This window comes from Mucilaginibacter sp. A5337, from assembly GCF_059690695.1.
The window spans coordinates 221,161-242,730 of record NZ_JCAWEC010000008.1; the positions used below are offsets into that span (position 1 = coordinate 221,161).

Consider the following 21,570-nt stretch of genomic DNA (forward strand, 5'->3'; position numbering starts at 1 on the left):
ATAGTTAATGGTTCATAGACCATGGCTTACACTGGAAAACAAGAGCAACAATAGGGTACTAAATAAACTATGGACTATGGTCTATCGTCCATCGACAAATAAAATACAATGAACCGTTTAAACAAGCTTTTTGCATCAAAAAATAACAACCTGTTATCTATATATTTTACAGCAGGCTATCCTGCGCTGAACACCACGGTTGATATTGCCGAAGCCCTCGAAAAATCAGGCGCCGATTTCCTGGAGATCGGTTTTCCATACTCCGATCCTGTTGCAGATGGCCCAACTATTCAGCATAGCTCGGAGGTAGCATTGGAAAACGGCATGAGTCTTAAAGTTTTATTTGAAGAACTGGCCGAATTGCGCAGCCGCGTAAGCATTCCTATTTTGCTTATGGGCTATTTTAATCCAATTGCCCAGTACGGCATTGAGCGTTTTTGCAAAAAGGCGGCCGAAGTTGGTGTTGATGGTATTATCGTACCCGATCTGCCAATTTATGAATATGAAAACATGTACTCCTCATATTTTATTGATAATGGCCTGAGTAATATATTCCTGGTAACGCCTCAAACATCCGAAGAGCGGATCCGCAAAATTGACGATTTGAGCAGCAGCTTTATCTACCTGCTATCGTCATCAACCATAACCGGCTATAATTTGAAATTAAGTGATAGTGTTGAGGATTACTATAAACGTATCACAGCCATGAAGCTGAACAATCCTACTGTTATTGGTTTTGGTATTACCGATAGCAGCAGCTTTACTAAAGCCTGTAACTACGCCAACGGTGCCATTATAGGCAGCAGGTTTGTAAAATTATTAGGAGAGGACGGTTATATGGATAAGATTGATGGCTTTGTGAAGGGGATAAGGCCGTAAAAAATATACACCGCTCAATGAATATTAATGAATAAAACCGAATGTCATTTCGACGAACCGGTAGTGGAAAGTGTGTGAGGGGGAGGAGAAATCTTATACGCCCTGTTCTAAAACATGTCTACGACTCTATAGGGTGTATAAGATTTCTCTTTCGCCCCAATGCCGATGCCCCGCTGCTCAATCGAAATGACATTTTCTTTTATTTAAAGACGCGCCCATCCCTTTGCGCAAGTCTTGGGCGACGGCCCGCATCGGGATGACTTGTGCCAACTACGGGTGATTGTATTTTATAAATATAACTCCAAATCGCCTTTACCTTCACGAATAATATCAAAGTCGCCGGTGGTGCAATCTACTATGGTTGATGGAATGTTGTCGCCATAACCGCCATCAATTACAATATCAACCAAATCTTCATATTTCTCGTGGATCAGTTCCGGATCGGTAGAGTATTCTATGATATCATCATCATCCCTTATTGAGGTTGAGAGGATCGGGTTACCCAAAACACGCACAATTTCGCGGGCTATATTATTATCGGGCACCCTGATACCAACTGTTTTTTTGTTGGAGCTAAGCATTTTGGGCACCATATGACTGGCATTGAAGATAAACGTAAACGGCCCCGGCAGCGCTTTCTTAATCACACGGAAAGTAGTATTGTCAATCGGTTTGATATAATCAGAAATATGGCTCAGATCATAGCAAATGAATGAGAAGTTAGCTTTTTCGGGTTTGATGTTCCTGATCTTGCAAATGGCTTCAATAGCACGGTGATTAGTGATATCGCAACCCAAACCATAAATGGTATCGGTAGGATATATGATGAGACCGCCTTTTTTTAATACCTCAACCACCTGCTCAATAGCCTTTGGATTAGGGTTTTCGGGATATATTTTAATTAACATAAGTATAAGAACAAATATAGCGCTACTTGGTTTAAAAACGGCGGCTTAAACGTGCTTTAAATCATGTTATTAGAGCTTATTTTGCAATGCGACGGAGAAAACTTACGAAGTTTTAAAAACTTCGTAAGTTTGATATGGCTATGTTAATAACTTGAATACTGGAATGTACGTGTGCTTTCTAAGTAGAAGTAATCAGTTATTAACCCATCCAGTTCTTTTACGGTTTCAAATAGCTCTTTTTTTAATTTAGGCTTTTCTTTATCGGGAAAGTCGAAGTTTGAGCTTAACTCATCGGTTATTTGTTGTTTAAGCGCATTGAGATAGAGCATTTTTTGCTTAGTTATATCGTATGATTTATCGTAATAATCGTTGCCTTTTCCCCGATAAATACTGTATTCGGCTTCTCCTAAAATTCTGTTATCTTGATGTCCGAAATAAGTGCCGCCTTGGGCTAATCTGCCAAAAATGAAATTTATATCGCGATAAATTTTAATTAACGTTTCCCGCTCTTTTTGATATTTCTCCCCTCCATTTCTCTTCTTTAAAAAATAGGCATACAACAGGTAATAATCGTCTTGTCCAATCTCACTGCTAAAAATATCAACCGGGTCAGATTTATCGATAGTTGAATCTCCACATATCCCTCGTTTGCCATAAGTAATATCAGGATGAACAGGCATACTATCGTTGAGTTCAGGATTATGCCTTAAGATCGTTCTTAAATCAGCTTTTGAATATTTAAACATCTTCGTTTTAATAGTACTGATGTCTATTGTGTCTGCGCCACCAACCAATATACTGTCTTCTTTGTGATGTTGACTTACATTTTGATTTGTTTGCCTTTTAGGAGTTCGCTGGCTGCAACCCAGCATCAGAGAAAGAATAAACAGAGTCAGAAGGTATCTCATGGGTTTTGGTTTCACCCTAAAACTAAGTAATTATAAGCTAAAAACCTTGCTAAACAACAAAGCCATCCTGACTAAATCAGAATGGCTTTACCATTTAATTTTAATCTGCTCCGCCGTTTCAACAATGCCGTGTTGTTTGGATCCTTTAACAACAGCGGCATTTTAAAAGTTAAAACACAGCAACAGTATTAAAACAATTAAGCTTGTTTAGCAAATTGTATGTTGATCAACAATTTGATGTCTTCGCCAACTACAATTGAACCGGCTTCGGTTACGCCGTCCCAGGTTAAACCGAAATCTTTACGGTTAATTTTACCGCTGATTTCAAAACCTGCTTTGGTGTTACCATAAAAGTCGGCAGCCGAGCCACCAAATTCTACGTCAAGAGTAACCGGTTTAGTTTGATCTTTAATGGTCAGGTTACCTTTCAGTTCATACTCTTCGTCATCAGTTTTGGTAAATGAAGTAGATTTGAAAGTGATCTGAGGATATTTTTCAGCGTCAAAAAACTCGGCTGATTTCAAGTGTTCGTCGCGTTGTGTCTGGTTGGTATCAATGCTGTTGATATCTAAAGAGAAATCAATTTCAGCATTTTCAAAATCATCGTTATCAGTTAATAATTCACCATTAAAGCTTTTGAAAAAACCACTTACGGTTGAAATAACCAGGTGTTTAACTTTAAATTGTACTTCTGAGTGCATAGGGTCGATAACCCATTTTGTTGCTGTTTCTGTTGCCATGATTTTTATTTCTTTTTTGTTGATACAAAGATAAACACAAAAATAAATGTTTAAACATCTATTTTAACTTTGTGACTTTAAAACGACATTGAGTAAGTTTCTTAACCACAAATTTGCCCTATTGTTTAGATTATAAATCTATTTTTATAAAACTTAATAGCCGCTTCATATAAAATTAACCATCCATGAGAAAGCTCTTCATTGTTTCGTTTTTTATCATATTCAGTATGCTTGCCTTGTGGACCATCATCTGGCCGCCTGCTGTATGGTCATTCCTGTTCATTGGGCCAATATATCTTATCGGCTTTTATGATATGGTACAGCCTAAGCATAGTATTGTGCGCAATTACCCGGTGTTTGGTCATCTGCGGTATTTGATGGAGGAGTTGAGGCCCAAAATATACCAGTACTTTATTGAAAGCGATACCAACGGTACGCCCTTCAACCGCCAAAACAGGAGTGTAGTTTATCAGCGTGCCAAAAAGGTTGATGACACGCGCCCCTTCGGTACCGAGCTTGATGTGTACGATAATGGTTACGAATGGCTTAACCATAGCATTGCAGCCATTGATCACCATAAACTAAATATGGATCCGCGTGTAAAAGTAGGCGGTCCGGCCTGTAAGCAACCTTATATGGCCAGTGTATTTAATATTTCGGCCATGAGCTTTGGCTCATTGAGTATGAACGCTATCCTTGCGCTTAATGGTGGGGCTAAGCTGGATAATTTTGCCCACAATACCGGCGAGGGTGGCTTGAGCGATTACCACCTGCAACCCGGCGGTGATATTATCTGGCAGATAGGCACAGGCTATTTCAGCTGCCGCCATAAAGATGGTACTATTAACTACGATGCTTTTGCCGAACGTGCAGTACTTCCGCAGGTAAAAATGATCGAGATCAAACTATCGCAGGGAGCAAAGCCGGGCCATGGCGGTATTTTACCGGCGGCTAAGGTTACGCCTGAAATTGCCCGTATCAGGCTGGTAGAGATGGGTGAGGATGTGATATCGCCGCCTTATCATACTGCGTTTACAAACCCTTTAGAGTTGATGACTTTTATCCAAAAGCTTCGCGATCTGTCGGGTGGTAAACCCATTGGCTTTAAATTATGCGTTGGCCATAAGAGCGAGTTTTTAGCTATTTGCAAGGCCATGGTTAAAACCGGCATCACGCCCGATTTTATTACCGTTGATGGGGGAGAGGGCGGTACCGGTGCTGCTCCGCTTGAATTTAGTAACTCGGTAGGGATGCCGCTGCGCGAAGCCCTTGCCTTTGTTTACGATGCGCTAACAGGTTTCGATCTTAAAAGGAATATTAAACTCATAGCATCAGGCAAAGTAGCTACTGGCTTTGATCTCGTCAAAAATTTTGCGCTCGGCGCCGATATGTGTAACAGTGCCCGCGGTATGATGTTCGCATTAGGGTGTATCCAGGCGCTGGAGTGTAATAGCAATACCTGCCCCACAGGTGTAGCTACCCAGGATAAAAGCCTGATGAAAGGCCTGGTAGTTGATGATAAAAAGGTTCGCGTAGCTAACTTTCATAAGTTAACCGTAAGTAGCGCCATACAAATGATAGGCGCTGCAGGCTTAACCAAGCCCTGCGATTTGCACCGTATGTATATTTACCGCCGCATTAACCACAGCCAGATCCTTACTTATGGCGAGCTGTTCCCTTATATTCCCAAAGGCAGTTTGTTGAACACACCATATCCTGCGTCATTTGAGTTTGATATGGCTATCAGCAAGGAAGATACTTTTGTGCCCGATTATAGTGGCGTAACTAATATTGATTATAGTAATGTGAGTTCGTATTAGAGGTGAATAGTTGATCGAGTTGATTAGGTGAGTGGTTGGTTTTTTTTAAGACAAGGCAGGTTCAAGCGTCCACGCTTACGCTTATTAATAAGGCAGTAAATCTTGAGCGTGGACGCTCACTTTCAGTATTGTTCAAGCGTGGACGCTTGAACATGCGATTGAGTAAATCCATCAGAATCAAAACAAAATCCCCATAAAAATCATTATCATACAATAAGTCATCAGCGAAATCAACGTAATCATTCCCCCAATCAACGGTGCAGGCAGCATTATATGAAAACCTTACCCCCGAACAAGCCATTGCTTATCAGCATGAATTGCGCAGGCAAATTGATATTCGCCCCTTAGATAAGGCTGTCAAAGTTATAGGTGGTGCTGATATTTCATTCAATAAGTACTCGGAAGTGGTTTACGCAGGCATCATCCTGCTTAAATATCCGGAGCTGACTATCATTGGGCAGGCAACGGCTATCAGTAAAACAAAGTTTCCGTACATCTCCGGTCTGCTGGCATTCAGGGAAGTCCCTGCCTTGCTCGAAGCCTGGGAAAAATTGCCTTTTAAGCCAGATGTTATGGTTTTAGACGGACAGGGAATAGCGCACGAGCGCCGTACTGGCATAGCAACCCATTTCGGTCTGCTTACCAATATACCATCTATAGGCAGCGCTAAAAGCCGGCTTTACGGCAGGTACCAGGAACCCGGTAATGAAGTTTTTGACCAGAGCCCGATGTATGATAAGGGGGAGGTGATAGGAATCGCTTTACGTACTAAAAAGAAATGTAATCCCATTTACATATCTCCGGGCCATCACATCAGCATGGAACAAAGTGTTGAACTGATCAAAAATTGTATCCGTGGCTATCGCATTCCCGAACCAACCCGGCAGGCACATTTGTTGGTGAACAAAATAAGAATTGCCGACGGGGAAAATTTTAATTCGCAACCTACGTTATTTTAGCTGACCTGTCACGATAGCTGGATGCGTAACACCATAAAAATTACCTGGTATTTTTATAGATCAATATTGTTATGGTGCATGACCATCAATATGGTATGCATTTACTTTTTACTCCGTGGAGAGGTGAATGTTATTGGATCATACGTTTTGAAAATAATGAGCTATGGTTTAATCATTGGTTTTCAGTATTATAATTACAACGCCAACAAAACGTTCTTCTACTTTCGCAATGCGGGTTATAGAGTAGGCAGATTGTATTTATACGCGTTTACTTGCGATGCCCTGGCTTACGGTATATTGCTATCACTCTTAACGCTTGTAAAATATTGGGTCAGCATATTTTAAAAACCGACAGCGTTCACCTGGAGTTTGATGGGCGCAAGATATTGCAGGATATTTATCTCAGTTGCCGCCAGGGCGAGGTGGTAGGCTTGCTTGGCCGTAACGGTTGCGGCAAGTCGTCGTTGCTGCGGATCATTTTCGGTACCCTAAAGCCATTGTACAAGCACGTAAGTATTGACGACAGGTACGTTTACAAAGGTTATGACGAAGGGCGTGTAGCCTATTTGCCACAACATAATTACCTGCCGCAAAATATAAGGATCGAAAACCTGGCCGAAATTATTATTGACCCTCAGTTTGTTGATGGATTTACTTCATTGCCAATTTATCAGGATCATTATCGCAAAAAGCCAAACCAGCTTTCGGGCGGGGAGTTGAGGCAACTGGAAACACTGATGTGTATTTACAGCCGGGCGGATTTTATTTTACTGGATGAACCGTTTACCCACGTTTCACCGGTACAAGCGGAGATGTTTAAGGGAGTTATTCGTAAGTGTGCGGAAGTAAAAGGTATCATTGTTACCGATCATCAGTATTACAATATCCTTGATGTGGCCGATAGGATAGTGCTGATCACTGATGGCAGTACAAAAGCTATAAATAACCCTGATGACCTGATCAGGTACGGTTACATCAATCACATTATTTAATTGTCGGCCCGTGTAACTTAAAGTATAAAATGAGGGTCTATTAGGTATAGTATTTAATGCGATGCCTAAGTTTTATCTGTTGGTCCTTTTTTTATTTTTCTGCTGCCCTGGTGCAGCGGGAAGTGAGAAAGTGACTCTTGATGGCATCACCTTTAAAAATGTAAAGCCCGAACCCGATGCTTCACCTACAGGCGATTTCAAAACGTTGGTTATCCCTATAAAAAGGGCCGGGAACCTCATTGTGATCGAAGCCCAGATTGATACCCTCGAGGGCAATTTTGTGCTTGATACGGGTGCGCCTTACCTGGTTTTGAATGAAACCTATTTCAGAGATCTGCCGCATGCTGCCGAACAGGAATCTGCCGGGATTAATGGGGCTGCCGGCAGTTCTTTTACAACTTATGTCCGCAACTTAAATATCCTTGATCTGCATTATTCAAAACTAAGGGCCGATGTTACCGATCTTTCCTCTATTGAAAACGGTCGCGGGATAAAGATACTGGGTTTACTGGGCACCCGGTTATTTGCCGATTTTGCAGTTACTGTCGATCTGTTTCGCAATACGCTCTACATCCAAAAGCTTGATGAAAACGGTAATATCCCCGAAGCCGAAAAGGTATTTCATGACCGTTTTATGGTAAGCCCTTTCAAGTTGCTTAATGATGTTATTTTAATGAAAGGGACGGTTAATGATAATTCGCTTTGGTTTGCCTTTGACAGCGCTGCCGAAACCAGTTTACTTGATTACCGACGCTCAAAAAAGTTGATCCCTGATATGGAAGTCATTAGCCGTTCAAAAATTATGGGCATTGGCGGTACTTCTATCGAAGTGATTTATACCCGTTTTGATAACCTGGTTGTCGGAGATCGTAAGTATATGAAAAACCGCATCATGATAACCAGCCTCGAAAAAATGGGGAGCGCATACGGCTACAAAATTGATGGCGTTTTAGGTTACGATTTTTTTGTGAGGGGCATATTCACCATCAACTTTGTTAAAAAAGAATTTGAAATGTACATTTACAATATCCAGTAATATGAAAAGGGGCACCCGTATAGTTATTGTTTTTTTTGCGATGGTTTGCATGGCCCTGCCTTTAAGCGCGCAAAAACGCAGTAACCTGGTTATAGGTAGCGATAAACTGGTGTTGTTCATTGATATGCGCTCGTCTAAAACCGAAGTGGATACGCTGCTCAAAAAAGCAGGCTTAAAGGGGGTAAATGCAGCCGCTATTTTGAAAGGTGATTTTACCGCCCTGCAAAAGGACGGCTGGACAATGGCAAAAAAACAGGGGAACATCGTGGAGTTCGATAGTCCGCTTGAAAACCTCAATAAAAATCCGCAAATCAAACCATACCTGATAACTACTAAAATAGATAACGATGATGAGGGCTCGCCCGGATATCCGGCCGATGTAAATTTCGGTATCAACAAGTTTGCTAAAGTTACTGTGCATGAATTGGCGTCGGGTTTAACGCGGTTCTTTTTGCCCGGGTATTTACAGAACAGGAGGGCTCTGTTATCAGGCAACTTCAATAACTGGAGTACACTTAAAGGCATCATGGCTAAAACCGACAGCGGCTGGATTGCCGATGTAAAACTTAAACCCGGCAAATACGAGTATAAGTTTATTGTTGATGGCCACTGGATCAACGACAGGTACAATAACCTCGTAGCCGATCATGATGATAATTCCATCTACTTCAGGTATAACTACACTTTTAAACTGAATGGCAATGCGAATGCTCATAAAATAATACTGACCGGAAGTTTTAATAACTGGGATGCCAACAGTATTATAATGGAGAAAAGCGGTGGAGTATGGCAGAAACAAATGTATTTGCATGATGGTACGCAGGCTTACCGTTTTTTAGTTGACGGTAAATGGATCATCGATCCGGCTAATCCCAACAAAATCCAGGGCGATGATGGCCTTATGAATTCCATATTGAACCTTGGTGAAATAGTTATTTTTAAGCTCGACGGGTATACCGATGCGAAAAAGGTATATGTAGGCGGGAGCTTTAATAATTGGGAACGTGGCCTGATCCCGCTTACTAAAACTAAAACTGGCTGGGTATTATCGTTAATTATCCCGCCAGGTAATTACGGTTATAAGTTTGTTGTGGATGATAAGTGGATAACTGATCCGGCCAATCCGCGCAATATGGTTGAAGGAGGCATTGTTAACTCATTTATTTCAGTTAAGCCTAATTACACGTTTAAACTAAGTGGCTTCAATAATGCTAAAAGCGTTCATTTGGCAGGCAGTTTTAATAATTTCGATAAGTTTGGTTATAGCATGGCTTTCAATGGCAGTGAGTGGACAGTAAGCGTACGACTTAAACCGGGTAAACAGTTGTATAAATTTATTGTTGATGACAAATGGATTATTGACCCTGGTAATAAACTTTACGAACCCAATCAATATAATTCGGGTAATTCCGTTTTATGGATTGAGTGAGAACAGAATCGAGACTATAAGAGTCAAGATGCAGGAATAAAGAAATAGGAAACGCGATTACAGAATCTGAATAATAAATGTCCTGATTCTTATAGTCTTGTTTCTTGATTCTTATGGTCTTGCATCTTGATTCTTGCGGTCTTAAATCTTGGCTCTTATTGCCTTGCATCTTGGCTTTCACCTTACTATATTAGCTAAAATACGATATCTGATATGACTATCCCAATATACCAGGCCGACGCGTTTACCGATAAGCTTTTTGGCGGCAACCCGGCGGCAATTTGCCCGCTTAATGAATGGCTGCCCGATGTTACCATGCAAATGATAGCTATTGAGAACAACCTTGCTGAAACCGCTTTTTTTGTAAAAGAAGGAGCCGGTTATAAGCTGCGTTGGTTTACGCCGGAATATGAGATAGACCTTTGCGGGCATGCTACGCTGGCCTCGGCACATATCCTGTTTTCGGAGCTGGGATATGAAGGGGATACCATCCAATTTGAAACAGTAAAGGCCGGATCACTTACTGTAAAGCGCGATGGCGATAAATATACAATGGACTTTCCCTCAAGGCCACCTATTCCCATAGAAGCGCCTAACGGATTGGCCGAAGCGCTTGGCGAAAAGCAGCCTGTAGCTTTTTTACGCTCAAGGGATTACTTCATTGTTTATGAAACCGAGCAGGATATCAGGGACCTTACACCCGATTTCTTTGCCATGTCGAAAATGGATACCGTGGGAATCATAGCCAGCGCTCCCGGCGATAACTCTGATTTTGTTTCGCGCTTTTTTGCGCCCGGTGCCGGTATCCCCGAAGATCCCGTTACCGGATCGGCACATTGTAACCTGATCCCGTACTGGGCAAAACGCCTGGGTAAGGATACACTTCATGCATATCAGCTTTCGGCCCGCCGCGGTGAGCTCTGGTGTGAGCTTAAAGGCGACCGCGTGCTGATGAGCGGCAAAGCGGTTACTTATTTAAAAGGGGAGATAAGGGTTTGACCCCACCCAACCCTCCCCTGGGGGAGGGCTACAAAAAGATGTTAGAAGTCTCCCCCTTGGGGAGATTTAGAGGGGTGAAAATATACTTTCAAAACTCAATTATTTATAATTACTTTGGAGGTTTGGACTTCGCAAGGTACTTAATAAATTAAATGCAGCTTACCCGTTTAGAAATCAAGGGCTTCAAGAGTTTTGGCGATAAAATAACCATCAATTTTAATGAGGGTGTTACCGCTATTGTGGGGCCTAACGGTTGTGGTAAGTCGAACGTTGTGGATAGTATCCGTTGGGTTTTGGGTGAGCAAAGCACCCGGGCGCTCCGTTCGGAGAAGATGGATAACGTTATTTTTAACGGTACCAAAAGCCGTAAGTCGGCCAACCTTGCCGAGGTTTCCCTCACTTTTGATAATACAAAAAATATCCTGCCTACCGATTATTCGCAGGTAACGCTTACCCGTAAACTTTACCGTACCGGCGAAAGTGAATACCGCTTAAACGATGTGCAGTGCCGTTTAAAGGATATTACCGATCTTTTCCTGGATACAGGTATCGGTTCCGATTCTTACTCTATCATTGAGTTAAGGATGATCGATGAGATCATCACCAATAAGGAAGGCTCACGCCGAAACCTGTTCGAGGAAGCATCGGGGATCTCCAAATACAAGCTCCGCAAAAAGCAAACCTTCAGTAAACTGAAAGAAACCGAGGCCGACCTGGCCCGTGTGGATGACTTGCTTTTTGAGATCGAAAAGAACCTCAAATCACTGGAAAACCAGGCGAAGAAAACAGAACGGTATTATCGCCTAAAGGAGCAATATAAAACGCTGAGCATTATGCTGGCTTCGTTCAGGATAGTGGCATTTAGCGAATCGTTAAAAAAGATAGAGGAGCAGGAGCTGAAGCACAAAGCCGAGAAAGGCGATATTATCGCCCAGATAGACACTTTGGAAGCTACCTTACAGCAGCAAAAGCTGGATAGCATTACCAAAGAGAAGAACTTGTCGGTTCAGCAAAAAACAACCAACGAGTTTGTTTCAAAGATCCGTGCTTACGAAAGCGAAAAGAAGATCAAGAACGAGCAGCTGAAGTTTCAGCAGGATAAAGAGTCGCGGCTAACAGATGAGTTGGAGCGTGACAAGAACCAGCTGAACCACGTTTTATACAATATCAAACGCTTAAACGAGGAAAAGGCCACTGAGGATGAAACTTTACAAGCCATTCAAAGTAAACTATCCGATTTAAAGGAGGCCGTTGATGAACTACGTGCACAGCAAACCGAAGCGCGTAATGAGCTCAACGAACTCAATAATATCAATACCCGCCTGCAAAACCAGGCTTATAAAGCCGAAAAAGACCTGGATATATTACAGATCCAGCAGCAGGCTTTAGAGCAGGAAAGCCAGCGCAATATGGAAGATACCACCAACAAAGAGGTGGAACTTTCACACTTTAACCAGGTGGTTGCCGAGTTGCAATACCGCAAAGAAACGCTTGATGATGAATTTCAGCAGGCTGTTGAGTTTGAAAATAAATTAAAAGAGCAGATTGCCGAAACCGACGTTGAGTTGAATTCGGTTAAGGATACCATTATAAAAGAAAGCCGCCGTCTGGATGCCAAGCAAAACGAATATAACCTTACCAAAAGTATGGTTGATAGTTTGGAGGGCTTCCCTGAGTCTATCAGGTTCCTGAAAAAGAATACCGATTGGGCTAAAAACGCACCCCTGTTTAGCGATGTGCTTTTTTGTAAAGAGGAATTTCGTGTAGCCATCGAAAACTACCTCGAGCCGCTCATGAACTACTACGTGGTTGAAAGCTATGACGACGCGGTAAAGGCTATCAATTTGCTCAGCAATTCGGCTAAGGGGCGTGCAAACTTCTTTGTACTGAATAATTATGCCGATGAAGCTGCAGCACAGGTGAATTTTGAAAAAAGCGACGCTATACCTGCGCTTGGCGTTATTGAGGTTGAAAAACGTTACCTGCCGCTTTGTAACTATCTGCTTAAAGGTGTTTACCTGGTTGATGATGACAAAGAAGGCCAGATCAACAGCGAGGCTTTACCTCAAGGTGTGGTGCTGATTGGTAAAAGTGGTAAGTTCAATAAATCAAAACATACCATGGCCGGTGGTTCAGTCGGTTTGTTTGAGGGTAAAAGGATCGGTCGTGCCAAAAACCTGGAGAACCTTGCTAAAGAGATTCGTGGAATTGAGAACCAGGTAGGAGCGTTCAGAACAAAGTCTGAAGAGCTGCAGAATAAGCTTGGCGCGCTACGCGGTTCGACCAAGGCTGCTGAGATCAATGAGCAGCAAATGATCATTAACAGGTTAAATACGGAGCTGATCACCGTGAAAACCCGCCAGGAGCAATACCAAACCTTTATTGAAAACAGTCTTAACCGTAAGGAAGATATCGCCCGCAAAATTGCTGGCATAAAAGATGAAATGGCCGCCCTGCAACCGCAACTGGCCGAACTTAAAACGCAGCGCCAGATCCAAAGCGATTTATTGGCCGATAAGCAGATGGCTTTTAACGAGCTTAACGAATACGTGTCGGTTCAATCGAACGCCTATAACCAGGAAAATATCCGTTTCCACCAGCAGCAAAACAAGGTGTCGGGGTTAATGAAAGACCTCGATTACCGCGATAGTCAGCAGGAAAACCTTGATACGCGTATCCGTCAAAATACAGTTGAGCTCGAAAAGGTAAAGGTTGCCATACAGGAAAACCTGAAGCTGGCCGATAACTCGGACGACAATTTGTTGGAGATGTACGAGCAGAAGGAAAATCTGGAAAAGGCCACCCAACAAGCCGAGCAGGAATACTATCAATGGCGCGGACTGATCACCGAAAATGAGAACCAGATAAGCTCATTGAGGCGGAAAAAGGAAAACAGTGAAGTTATTGAAAACGAGCTGCGCGATGAACGCAATAATTTAAAAATAGACCTGAACGCGCTGAAAGAACGTCTTTCGGTTGAGTTTAATATAGATATTGAAGATCTGCCCGAAAGCGAAGTGCCAGAAGGTGAAAATGAGCAGGACCTGCGCGAAAAAGCCGAAAAGCTGAAAAAACAACTGGATGATTTTGGGGCTATAAACCCGATGGCAGTAGAGGCTTATAACGAGATGAATGAGCGTTATACCTTTATCCAGACGCAAAAGAAGGACTTGAGCGAAGCCAAAGCATCATTACTGGCTACTATCCAGGAAATTGATGATACCGCCAAAGATAAGTTCATGACCGCCTTTATGATGGTGCGTGAAAACTTCATCAAGGTGTTCCGCTCGTTGTTTAATGAGGAAGATTCATGCGATCTTATCCTGACCGATCCCGATCATCCTCTCGAATCGGATATTGATATTATCGCCAAGCCAAAAGGTAAACGTCCGCTGTCAATTAATCAGCTATCAGGAGGGGAAAAAACGTTGACCGCAACGGCTATCCTGTTTTCGTTATACCTGCTTAAGCCGGCGCCGTTCTGTATTTTTGATGAGGTTGACGCGCCGCTTGATGATACCAATATTGATAAGTTCAATAACATTATCCGTACTTTCTCCAAAGAGTCGCAATTTATCATCGTATCCCACAACAAACGCACTATCGCCAGTACCGACGTTATTTATGGTGTAACCATGGTTGAGCAGGGAATCTCCCGCGTAGTACCTGTTGATTTAAGGGAATTGGCTGATTAAGGAGGCTTAAAGCAGAATGCGGAAAGCTTAAAGTATATAATAAATAAACAAAAGCGTCATTACGAGGTACGAAGCAATCCCAAACTATACAGGGCAGACCTGCTAATTGGCGATTGCTTCGTACCTCGCAATGACGCTTTAAATAGATTTATCCTTTACTTCTTCTTTTTAAATACCGAGGGCGTTTTAAGCATCAGGCCTTTTACCTTACTGCGGCTAAACTTCTGCTCCATCGCGCGTTTCTGATCGGCCGAAAGCACGTTTTTTGATGAGGCGGCCAAACTTTGTGTTGTTACTGAACCGGTTTTATACTTGCCGGTTGAGATATAACTTAGAGCTTGCGATAATAACCCTTCTGTAGGGTCGCCGAAATCTTTGGTTAGGTCATCGGCAGCGCTGATACCTTTATAAGGATCCTTTCCTGGTGTCATACCGGTATAGTAGTCGCCATTGTTTGCCGAGTTCCTGGTAGAGAACATTGGCATATACAGCTGATATTTATTGATATCAATGCCATAAAATCCAACCGGTTTACCGTAAGTAGTTGAGCCTATTAGTTGAACTTCCAGTTCAGGAATAAGGTTATTAATAGTTAATTCACTTGCCGAGGCCGTACCGCTACCAACTATAAAGAATATACGGCTTAAGTTAAGTGAACCCTGCTTTTGAAAATTAACGGTTTGGTTACTCACCGAGAAAAAACCTTTAGGGATGTCATAAAGATTTTTAAACAGGGTATAGTTGTCGTTAGTAAGCTTATCGTTAAAATAGGCTGTATACATTTTAGTGCCGTTTTTGGCTGAAGGCACTAAAAGGTTATCAAAATATTCGGCAGTTTCAACCGAGCCGCCGCCGTTATACCTTAAATCAATGATAAGGTCTGAAATACCGGTGAAGCTGTTTAATGCTTCCAGTATTTTAGGTTTCGCATTGGCTAAATCGGTGAATGAATTGAAAACCATATAACCTGCTGTTTTGCCCGAACCTGCATCCAATGTTTTATAGGTGATAACCGGATTGATGGTGTAATTGGCAGTGCTCATAGTTACATCAAGCGTGGTATTATCAGGCCTGGTTAGCGTCATGGTTATAGTTTTGCTGTAAGCATAGGCCTGTATTACAAACTGTGTAGTTGTGCCGCCGTCATCATAAGCAAGGTCGGTACGGCCATTGATCTTGGTGATCTGGTAGCCTCGTTTAATACCCTGCTGGTCGGCAGGTGAGCCTGGGTATACATATTTGATCCGCAAATCTGTGCGGGTAGGGTAGAACACCGAAAAACCGAAGTCGCCGCCATTACCGCTCAATTCGTTTGATACCGATCCGTCATCAATAAAGGAATATTTGGCTGTGCCGGTATTATCGTAATATTCGTATGGCTGAGAAGTTGCCGGATTTATGGCATATTGCGACAAATGGTCAACCTCACTGCTTAAGCCTGTAATGGTATCGCTGCTGACATAATTACGCGGTTGAAAGTTTTTGTAAGTGGGGAGTTGGTTGTACCATAAATAGGTCTCCAGAGGGTAGAGATAAACGGAGTCCCTTATACGGTCAAGCGCAGTACCGGTGCTTGGCGGACCGGTAGTTCCATCGTCACCATTATTCAGCGGTTTGTTTTTTTTGCAGGCAGATAATGATGCGATTGAAATAAGGGCTAAAAAGTAAAGTATTTTTCTCATAAGCTTGAGTTTAAGTATTTAAACGCCTTGTTAGTAAGTATGTTATAGATAATACTATAAAAAATCTTCAACATTAATATAGTCAATGCCGCTGGCTTCGGCACAAAGCTTGTCCGTTTCCGAATTTTCAATCATTATTATCTCTTTACGCTGAAGGCCATGCTCCTGAATAAGCAGGTTAATTACATCAGGCTCGGGTTTTGGCGTGGTTTCTTCTGTGAAATAGCAACGGAGATATTTTTCCAGTCCGTGCCACTCTGTTTGCTTTATTTTATTTACTTGTTCCTGTACGTTACCGTTAGTTACGATGAACAGTGCTTTGCGGTCGACCACAATTTCCTGCATCAGGGTAAGGATATTTTGATATAAAAGCAGCTTGAGCGGCAGCTTGGCAGTTAAAAGCAGGTTTTCGAACTTATCACGGTATTGCTCAGCCACCGGGAATTCTGCAGCTAAACGGTCAAAAGCGGCATCCTTCCCTTCAGCTATATACGTATCAGTTAATACTTTGGTTGCGGACTTCGCGTCAATCAGCTCAATATATTCAAGCATGTTTGCAAACAGGTAATAAGCTTGAAAGTAGTAATCCTTTGCAGGATAAAGCACATCATCTAACTCAAAAATAAAAGCCGTTTTACGTTTATCGATATCCTTATAGTCCATTAAGCAATTACGTGTAGTTTTATATCATATTCATTAAAAAGGGTTTCGGCTTTTAATAAAAGCGCGGCTTCATCGGGTCTTAATAAATAAACCGAATCAATACTCTTATCCAGGCAAAGCGTTAACATTTCATGTGTATAACTTGCCGAAGCTGGTTTAGGCAACAAAATCATTTTGCCTGTTTTTAACATGAAATCGGGCAAATCCATATAATCACCTAAAATAATATTTTTTCCTTCCAGTTTGTTTTTAAGCTGGTAGGCTTGTGCCGATGTGGCGGCTGTAATTAAAATGCTCATGTTAATGGGCGTTAACAATTAAACCATCCTTCATTGTAACTGTACGATCAGACAGGTTTGCAAGATCTTCATTATGAGTAACAATTACAAAGGTTTGCCTGAAATCATTCTTCAGCTTAATAAATAATTCATGAAGTTCGAGCGCGTTCACCGAATCGAGGTTGCCCGAAGGCTCATCTGCAAAAATAAGAGCAGGGTTATTGATCAGGGCCCGTGCCACAGCAACCCTTTGCTGTTCACCACCTGATAGCTGGTTGGGTTTGTGGTGTAACCGGTCTTTCAATCCTAAAAGGTCGAGCAACTCTGCGGCCCTTTTTTCAGCATCAGACTTTGATTTGCCTGCTATAAAAGCCGGGATACAAACGTTTTCAAGTGCACTAAATTCGGCCAATAAATGATGAAACTGGAATATAAAACCAATTTGCCGGTTGCGGAAATCGCTTAGCTGTTTATTATTTAACTTGTTTAGCTCAATATCATTGATGGTTAAAGTGCCCGAATCGGGCCTGTCAAGGGTACCCAATATGTTAAGTAAGGAACTTTTGCCGGCACCGGAAGCGCCAACGATGGTTACGATCTCGCCCTTTTGCACCTCAAGGTCAACGCCTTTTAATATTTGTAACTGTCCGTATGATTTATGGATAGATTTGGCTTTAAGCATTTGACAAAGTTAACGGATTAGCTGATTTATTTGTTTGGTGTGCACGGATTTGTTGTTTCTCGCAATGGTGTTAAGGTGTTTTTTTTCGGGCTTGTGCGGCGGCCGCGTTAGGGATAGGAGCGGAAAGCCCGGAGCGGGCCATGGCCATGAGCGCCGGCAAAGCGACGACTTGCAGCGCATAGCCCGGGCCGCAGGCAACGCCATTATTGATGTCGGATTTTGGATGTTCGATTTCGGATTTTTGAATTATATAGATTAAGGAACTTATAGAATATAAAAGCAACATCCAATAATTGTTATTTTATTGATTTTTTTCTTTGCGCCTTTGCATGCTAAAAAACTAAAGCGGAATTAAATGATTAAATGTTATTGTAAATACAATGTTATTTACCCTAAATAAGGGCAAATAAACTGAAACAAGGTGTTTCCCGTTTCAAACAAAATTGTAGCTTTACCGCAAATTCTTCAAAACATGAATATTCACGAATATCAGGGTAAAGCTATATTAAAAAGCTATGGCGTTAGAGTTCAGGAAGGCATTGTAGCCGATACTGTTGAGCAGGCTGTTGAGGCTGCCCAAAAAATGAAAGAAGACTTCGGTTCGGACTGGGTTGTGATCAAAGCACAGATCCATGCCGGTGGCCGTGGTAAAGGCGGTGGTGTTAAACTTGCCAAAAATATCGACCAGGTAAAAGAATTATCAGGTAATATTTTAGGTATGCAACTGGTAACTCCGCAAACCGGTCCTGAAGGTAAAAAAGTTAAGAAAGTTTTAGTTGCACAGGATGTTTATTATCCGGGCGAAAGCGCTACTAAAGAGTTTTACATGAGCGTATTACTTGACCGCGCACGTGGCCGCAACATTATCATGTACAGCACCGAAGGTGGTATGGACATTGAGGAAGTTGCACACTCAACTCCTGAGCTTATATTTAAAGAAGAGATTGATCCTAAAGTTGGTTTACAAGGTTTCCAGGCCCGTAAAATAGCTTTTAACCTTGGTCTTGAAGGCGAAGCGTTTAAAGACATGACCAAATTCATTGCTGCTTTATACAAAGCTTATGAAGGTACCGACTCGTCACAATTTGAAATTAACCCGGTTTTAAAAACCTCTGATAATAAAATTTTAGCAGTTGACGCTAAAGTAAATCTTGATGATAACGCTCTTTATCGCCATGCAGATTACGCTGCTATGCGTGATACCGATGAGGAAGATCCAACTGAGGTTGAAGCAAGCAAATCAAACCTTAACTATGTTAAGCTTGATGGTAACGTAGGTTGTATGGTTAATGGTGCCGGCTTAGCTATGGCTACCATGGATATCATTAAAATTGCCGGTGGCGAGCCTGCCAACTTCCTTGACGTAGGTGGTACTGCTAACGCACAAACTGTAAAAGCTGGTTTCAATATCATCCTGTCTGATCCTAACGTAAAAGCTATTCTGATCAACATCTTCGGTGGTATTGTACGTTGCGATCGTGTTGCACAGGGTGTAATTGATGCTTACAAAGAAATTGGTAACATTCCGGTTCCAATCATTGTTCGTTTGCAGGGCACAAACGCTGCAGAGGCAAAAGAACTGATCGATAACTCTGGTTTGAAAGTTTACTCGGCTATATTGCTGAAAGAGGCTGCTGACCGTGTTAAAGAAGTTTTAGCACTTTAGTTTGAGAGATTAGAGGTTGGTGATTAAAGATTAGTTGCCAGGCTTCTTTTAGATATGAAAGCGGTGAGTTTAGGCTCGCCGCTTTTTTTGTGTAATAAGGTAACGTATTTCCTCAACGATGTCATTTCGATTGAGTGGGTGAGAATAGAGCGTGGGCGCGAAAGAGAAATCTTATACGCCCTGCGAGTCCGATAAGCATGTTGGCTTAGCGGGGTGTATAAGATTTCTCCTCGTTCTTCATTCCAAATGACAATGAGCGCGGTATAAACAACAAAAAAGCCATCGAAAATCGATGGCCTTTTAAATATCTTATTGAAGTTTGATTAACCTAAGTATGATTTCAAAATTTTGCTCCTTGAGGTATGGCGCAGGCGCTGTAAAGCTTTATCCTTGATCTGGCGTACGCGTTCGCGGGTAAGGTTGAATTTTTCGCCTATTTCCTCCAATGAAAGCGGGTGATTGGTACCTAAACCGAAAAACAATACAATGATCTCGCGCTCACGTTCAGTAAGGGTTGAAAGCGAACGTTTGATCTCTTCAGATAACGACTCATTGATCAGGATCGAATCGGTGTTGGGTTCCTGGTTTTCCAGTACGTCAAGCAGCGTATTTTCTTCACCCTGTACAAATGGTGCATCCATTGATACATGACGGCCGGAGTTGCTTAGCGTGTCAGAAATCTTATCAACAGTGGTTTCTAATATATCGGCAAGTTCTTCGGGCGACGGTTCACGCTCGTATTCCTGCTCAAGCTTTGAAAAAGCCTTGCTGATTTTACTTAACGAACCTACCTGATTAAGCGGTAAACGCACAATACGTGATTGCTCGGCAATAGCCTGCAATATCGATTGGCGGATCCACCATACGGCATATGATATGAATTTGAAGCCTTTGGTTTCATCAAAACGTTTGGCTGCTTTAATCAGGCCAAGGTTGCCCTCGTTAATTAAATCGCCAAGTGTAAGGCCCTGGTTTTGGTATTGTTTAGCAACAGATACAACAAAGCGAAGGTTCGTTTTGGTTAAACGCTCCAATGCCGCCTGGTCGCCCTCGCGGATTTTTTGAGCTAAAATTACTTCTTCTTCGGCGGTTATTAGGTCTACCTTACCAATCTCGTGAAGATATTTATCAAGCGATTGCGACTCGCGATTGGTAATGGATTGCGTTATTTTGAGTTGTCTCATCTATTTAATAAACCTGTCTATTCCTTATATCCTGAATAGAACGTGCAAAGCTAATATTTTGTTTCTAAAATAAAACATATAAATCAGAAATAGCAATACCAGTGTCAAATTTTATATTTTATTTTTTAGATTGATGAATTGCGATGAAAACTTATTGTGAAACGATGATTTTATTTTGTTATTTAATAAATATTGTTTTCATTTGAAATACATTAATATCATAATGTAATGAAAAAGGTACGCATCCTGCAAATACTCGTTTATACAGTGTTTGGTTTGTTTATTTCTTAAAATATGGCTGCCAATGTTTGGCAGGGATATAAGAATGGGTATAATGGCAAAATTAAAGCGACCGATGGCAATAAAAGGTACTGGCCAACATTACTGCAGGTCACTATTAACTGAAGTTTTATTGCGCAGAAAAGCAATGGCGAGGTGAAGGTGGGAGCGGAGTATACTTTTAGGAATATAATCATAAAAGCTGATATTGTAGTTAATAATGATAATATATCTGCTTCTTGGTCACTAAATGCAGTTGAAATTGGGCCGATGCTTATTATAATCATAATAACAATAAGGATCGCCTGTCTTATTAATAAGATTATTATAAATATTGTTAAAGGCCATTGTTTTAGTTGCTATGTATTAAGGTCATCAAAAGCAATAGGATGATGTATTGCTATTGCATTGATGAATTAAATAGGGTAGTCAAATATCCTATATGTGCAAACGCCTAAAAATGCGCTGAAACCATCAACAAGTTTTAACTATTTAGATTATGCCGATAATTATCAATCTGGATGTAATGATGGCAAAGCGAAAGATGTCATTAAATGAGCTGAGCGGCAGGGTAGGCATCACCGTATCAAATCTTTCCATCCTGAAAACGGGAAAGGCGAAAGCCATCCGCTTTGAAACCCTTGAAGCAATATGTAAGGCGCTTGAATGCAAGCCGGGTGATATTTTGGAATACAGGTGAAAGGTGAAAGGTGAAAGGTGAAAGGTGAAAGGTGAAAGGTGAAAGGTGAAAGGTGAAAGGTGAAAGGTGAA

19 protein-coding genes are annotated in these 21,570 nt (G+C 41.7%); 10 read left to right on the forward strand and 9 right to left on the reverse strand.

Going from position 1 to position 21,570, the window contains the following annotated elements; translation table 11 throughout:
- Positions 1-108: 108 nt before the first annotated feature.
- The gene (gene trpA / locus AC59JO_RS25490; protein WP_413666767.1) at positions 109-879 is read left to right on the forward strand and encodes a tryptophan synthase subunit alpha; all 771 of its coding nucleotides are present in this window, start codon (positions 109-111) and stop codon (positions 877-879) included.
- A gap of 287 nt (positions 880-1,166) precedes the next feature.
- Here trpA and AC59JO_RS25495 read toward each other — a convergent pair whose 3' ends face one another.
- From AC59JO_RS25495 to AC59JO_RS25505, 3 genes are all read right to left on the reverse strand, one after another.
- On the reverse strand, positions 1,167-1,787 hold the full coding sequence (locus tag AC59JO_RS25495) for an L-threonylcarbamoyladenylate synthase (RefSeq protein ID WP_497309022.1): 621 nt from the start codon (positions 1,785-1,787) through the stop codon (positions 1,167-1,169).
- Between the two features lie 143 nt (positions 1,788-1,930).
- Positions 1,931-2,695 (reverse strand): hypothetical protein, encoded by a 765-nt coding sequence (locus tag AC59JO_RS25500; RefSeq protein ID WP_413666769.1) that lies wholly within the window; start codon positions 2,693-2,695, stop codon positions 1,931-1,933.
- A 197-nt stretch (positions 2,696-2,892) separates the two neighbouring features.
- Complete coding sequence (locus AC59JO_RS25505; protein ID WP_091219559.1) at positions 2,893-3,435, reverse strand: YceI family protein; 543 nt, start codon at positions 3,433-3,435, stop codon at positions 2,893-2,895.
- Between the two features lie 185 nt (positions 3,436-3,620).
- Between AC59JO_RS25505 and AC59JO_RS25510 the strand changes: the two genes are divergently transcribed.
- The 7 genes from AC59JO_RS25510 to smc all read left to right on the forward strand — a co-directional run bounded on the left by AC59JO_RS25510 (position 3,621) and on the right by smc (position 14,365).
- On the forward strand, positions 3,621-5,255 hold the full coding sequence (locus tag AC59JO_RS25510) for an FMN-binding glutamate synthase family protein (protein WP_497309025.1): 1,635 nt from the start codon (positions 3,621-3,623) through the stop codon (positions 5,253-5,255).
- 257 nt (positions 5,256-5,512) lie between these two features.
- A complete protein-coding gene (nfi, locus tag AC59JO_RS25515; RefSeq protein WP_497309027.1) occupies positions 5,513-6,214 on the forward strand; it encodes a deoxyribonuclease V in 702 nt (233 codons plus the stop codon).
- 326 nt (positions 6,215-6,540) lie between these two features.
- Positions 6,541-7,206, forward strand: coding sequence for an ATP-binding cassette domain-containing protein (locus AC59JO_RS25520; protein ID WP_497309029.1), 666 nt, complete (start codon positions 6,541-6,543; stop codon positions 7,204-7,206).
- Between the two features lie 61 nt (positions 7,207-7,267).
- Entirely contained in the window at positions 7,268-8,242 is a 975-nt protein-coding gene (locus AC59JO_RS25525; protein ID WP_497309031.1) for a pepsin/retropepsin-like aspartic protease family protein, read from the forward strand.
- Position 8,243: 1 nt separating this feature from the next.
- Positions 8,244-9,671, forward strand: coding sequence for a glycogen-binding domain-containing protein (locus tag AC59JO_RS25530; RefSeq protein WP_497309033.1), 1,428 nt, complete (start codon positions 8,244-8,246; stop codon positions 9,669-9,671).
- Positions 9,672-9,884: 213 nt separating this feature from the next.
- Positions 9,885-10,670 (forward strand): PhzF family phenazine biosynthesis protein, encoded by a 786-nt coding sequence (locus tag AC59JO_RS25535; protein ID WP_413666775.1) that lies wholly within the window; start codon positions 9,885-9,887, stop codon positions 10,668-10,670.
- A gap of 152 nt (positions 10,671-10,822) precedes the next feature.
- Positions 10,823-14,365, forward strand: a complete 3,543-nt coding sequence (smc, locus tag AC59JO_RS25540; protein ID WP_497309035.1) for a chromosome segregation protein SMC — start codon at positions 10,823-10,825, stop codon at positions 14,363-14,365.
- A 155-nt stretch (positions 14,366-14,520) separates the two neighbouring features.
- Here the strand turns inward: smc and AC59JO_RS25545 are convergent, their stop codons facing one another.
- The 5 genes from AC59JO_RS25545 to AC59JO_RS25565 all read right to left on the reverse strand — a co-directional run bounded on the left by AC59JO_RS25545 (position 14,521) and on the right by AC59JO_RS25565 (position 17,956).
- Complete coding sequence (locus AC59JO_RS25545; RefSeq protein WP_497309037.1) at positions 14,521-16,047, reverse strand: S41 family peptidase; 1,527 nt, start codon at positions 16,045-16,047, stop codon at positions 14,521-14,523.
- Between the two features lie 54 nt (positions 16,048-16,101).
- Positions 16,102-16,710, reverse strand: a complete 609-nt coding sequence (locus tag AC59JO_RS25550) for an HAD family hydrolase (RefSeq protein ID WP_497309039.1) — start codon at positions 16,708-16,710, stop codon at positions 16,102-16,104.
- Positions 16,710-17,009 carry a hypothetical protein gene (locus AC59JO_RS25555; protein ID WP_497309041.1) on the reverse strand — a complete coding sequence of 100 codons (300 nt, stop codon included), beginning with the start codon at positions 17,007-17,009 and terminating at the stop codon, positions 16,710-16,712. The genes AC59JO_RS25550 and AC59JO_RS25555 overlap by 1 nt, the downstream gene beginning before the upstream one ends.
- Position 17,010: 1 nt before the next feature.
- Complete coding sequence (locus AC59JO_RS25560; RefSeq protein WP_413666780.1) at positions 17,011-17,670, reverse strand: ABC transporter ATP-binding protein; 660 nt, start codon at positions 17,668-17,670, stop codon at positions 17,011-17,013.
- A 70-nt stretch (positions 17,671-17,740) separates the two neighbouring features.
- Positions 17,741-17,956 (reverse strand): hypothetical protein, encoded by a 216-nt coding sequence (locus tag AC59JO_RS25565; RefSeq protein WP_497309043.1) that lies wholly within the window; start codon positions 17,954-17,956, stop codon positions 17,741-17,743.
- A 186-nt stretch (positions 17,957-18,142) separates the two neighbouring features.
- Between AC59JO_RS25565 and sucC the strand changes: the two genes are divergently transcribed.
- A complete protein-coding gene (sucC, locus tag AC59JO_RS25570) occupies positions 18,143-19,336 on the forward strand; it encodes an ADP-forming succinate--CoA ligase subunit beta (protein WP_413666781.1) in 1,194 nt (397 codons plus the stop codon).
- A gap of 323 nt (positions 19,337-19,659) precedes the next feature.
- Here the strand turns inward: sucC and AC59JO_RS25575 are convergent, their stop codons facing one another.
- Entirely contained in the window at positions 19,660-20,520 is an 861-nt protein-coding gene (locus AC59JO_RS25575) for a sigma-70 family RNA polymerase sigma factor (RefSeq protein ID WP_090466905.1), read from the reverse strand.
- 778 nt (positions 20,521-21,298) lie between these two features.
- Here AC59JO_RS25575 and AC59JO_RS25580 point away from each other — a divergent pair.
- Positions 21,299-21,499: a helix-turn-helix domain-containing protein gene (locus AC59JO_RS25580; RefSeq protein ID WP_413666782.1), complete on the forward strand. Its 201-nt coding sequence runs from the start codon at positions 21,299-21,301 to the stop codon at positions 21,497-21,499.
- The last annotated feature ends 71 nt before the right edge of the window (positions 21,500-21,570 follow it).